Genomic DNA, 2,499 nt, shown 5'->3' on the forward strand with positions numbered 1-2,499 from the left:
ATCTCCCCCCGCACGCTGCGGCTCCCGATCCGGTCCGGGACCCCGGCCGGGCGCCGCCTGGCGCTGTGGATGATCAACCTCATGCCCGGCACCCTGGTCGTGGACGAGGGCAGGGACGAGGGCGGGGGCTCGGACTGGGTGGAGTTGCACGTGCTCGCCGAGGACATCGACGCGGCCCACGCGTGGGCCGGACTCGAGCATCGCCTGGGCCGCATCTTCGGGAGCTGACCCGGACGACCCCCGGTGGCGAGGTAACGTGACACGTGTCACTTTCTCCCGGGTCGCCCCCCTCCCGCCGAAGGGCACACATGACCATCGCTGAGACCGCGCCGCCCCCCATGCCCGAGCTCGCCTGCTACGGCCTGGCCGGCCACAGCGCGTCGCCGGCCGACCTCATCGTCGAGGCCGCCCGCGCGGAGGAGCTGGGTCTCGGGTCGATTCTCCTGTCGGAACGGTTCGCCCTCAAGGACGCGGCGGTCATGGCGGGTGCCGCGGTCGCCGCGACCACCCGGATCGGAGTGGGGACCGCCGCCACCAACCACAACACCCGGCACCCGCTCGTCACCGCGACGATGGCCGCCACGCTGCACAGGATGTCCGGCGGCAGGTACGCGTTCGGGCTGGGCCGCGGCATCCCGCTGCTGTTCGACATCATGGGACTGCCGCATGTCACGTCCGCACAACTCGAGGACGCCATCGGCCTCTACCGCACGCTGTGGCGGGGCGGATCCGTGGTGGGCCACGACGGCCCGGCGGGCAGCTACCCCTACCTCGTGCAGGACTCGACGTTCGACGAGGACATCCCGATTCTGCTCATGGCCATGGGAGACAACTCGCTCCGGCTCGCCGGTCGGATCGCCGACGGCGTGGTCCTGCACACCTTCATGTCCGACGCGGCCGTCGCCAGATCCGTCCGGTTGGTCCGCGAGGCCGCCGAGCGGGCGGGCCAGGATCCGGCGCAGGTGCGCATCTGGTCGGTGATGGCCACCATCGAGGACTCGCTCGACGAGACCGCGCGCCTGCGCAAGCTCGTCGGCCGCCTGGCCACCTACCTCACCGGATACGGCGACGTCCTGGTCCGGGTGAACGGGTGGGATCCGGCGGGCCTGGAGCGGTTCCGCGCGGATGAGCGTCTGTCCGCGCACTCCGGGGCGCTCGACGCGACCGACGACCTGGACATCCTGCGCCACGCCCGCGAGGTCCTGCCCGACGAGTGGCTGGCCTGCGCGGCGGTCGGTAGCGCCGACCACTGTGCGGACCGCATCGACGGGCAGCTCGCGCTCGGTGCGGACTCGGTCGTCCTGCACGGTGCCACCCCCGACGAGCTCGCCCCGGTCCTGGCGGCCTGGCGCCGACGGCGTGACCCGCGCCGGTTCGACCACCTCGCCCCCAACCCCGGACGACTCCACCTGCGGAAGGACCCACAGTCATGACCGGTGTCGATTCCAGCGCCTCCGTGGTCTGCACACCGCAGGAGGTGACGGCGCAGTGGCTCACCGCCGCGCTCGGCACGGAGGTCAGGTCCGCGCGGACCGAGGCCGTGGGGACCGGCCAGATCGGCTGCTGCGTGGTCGCCCACGTGGACGGTGACGGGCTGCCCCCCACGTTGTTCGTCAAGCTCCCCAACCCCGACGAGGGCATGCGTCCGCTCCTGCACGGCGTCTACCGGAGCGAGGTGCTGTTCTACCGGGACCTGGCGCCGACCGTCGCCGTGCGGGTCCCCCGGGCGCGGTTCGCGGCCCTCGGGGAGCGGGAGGGCGACTTCACGCTCGTGCTCGACGACGTGTCGCCGCTGGTCCAGGGAGACCAGCTCACCGGGCTGACGATCGAGGACGCCCGCGACTGCGCGATCAACCTGGCCGGACTGCACGGACCACGCTGGTGCGATCCGCAGTTGCGCGGCATCGACGGGCTCTCCTGCCCGTCGGTCGAGGACAACGTGACCCTGCAGGAGCTCGGCGGGCCGGCGCTGGAGGCGTTCCTCTCCGAGTTGGGGGATCGGCTCGACGACGACGAGCAGCGGATCCTGTCCGAGATCGCACCGCTGATCGCCGACTGGGCCAACGGGCGGTCCGAGCGCTACGCCCTGCTCCACGCCGACTACCGCGCCGACAACATGCTGATCGACCCCTCCGGCCAGCGGCCGTCCCTGGCCTGCGACTGGCAGACCCTCGCCGTGGGGCTTCCCGGGCGCGACCTCGGCGGCTTCCTCGGCTCCAGCCTGGATGTCGCCGACCGCCGGGCCGCCGAGCGGGGGATCGTGGCCGACTATCACCGCGCACTCACCGGGTTCGGGGTGGACGACTACTCCCTCGAGACCTGCTGGGACGACTACGTCTACGGGCTGCTCCAGACCCCGGTGCTCGGGATCTTCGGATGGATGTACGGCACCCGCACCGAGCGCGGCGACGCGATGTTCGCCCTGCTCATGCGGCGAGCCTGTCGGGCGATCGCGGACCACGACGCCCTCGCCGTGGTCCGCAGCGGCTGACCCCCGCC

Annotated in this window: 2 protein-coding genes and 1 pseudogene; all 3 read left to right on the forward strand. The window is 72.3% G+C overall.

Going from position 1 to position 2,499, the window contains the following annotated elements:
- A pseudogene (locus IY392_RS15915) lies at window positions 1-228 on the forward strand (Na+/H+ antiporter subunit E); the annotation flags it as partial.
- 80 nt (window positions 229-308) lie between these two features.
- Window positions 309-1,433 (forward strand): TIGR03857 family LLM class F420-dependent oxidoreductase, encoded by a 1,125-nt coding sequence (locus IY392_RS15920; RefSeq protein WP_194861739.1) that lies wholly within the window; start codon window positions 309-311, stop codon window positions 1,431-1,433.
- Window positions 1,430-2,491, forward strand: a complete 1,062-nt coding sequence (locus IY392_RS15925; protein ID WP_194861740.1) for a phosphotransferase family protein — start codon at window positions 1,430-1,432, stop codon at window positions 2,489-2,491. The genes IY392_RS15920 and IY392_RS15925 overlap by 4 nt, the downstream gene beginning before the upstream one ends.
- Window positions 2,492-2,499 lie beyond the last annotated feature (8 nt).

Source organism: Dietzia sp. SYD-A1 (assembly GCF_015356725.1).
In the GTDB taxonomy this organism is placed as follows: Bacteria; Actinomycetota; Actinomycetes; order Mycobacteriales; family Mycobacteriaceae; genus Dietzia.

Coding starts and splice junctions, on each gene's coding strand:
- IY392_RS15920 (WP_194861739.1), top strand. CDS start 309: ATGACCATCGCTGAGACCGCGCCGCCCCCCATGCCCGAGCTCGCCTGC.
- IY392_RS15925 (WP_194861740.1), top strand. CDS start 1,430: ATGACCGGTGTCGATTCCAGCGCCTCCGTGGTCTGCACACCGCAGGAG.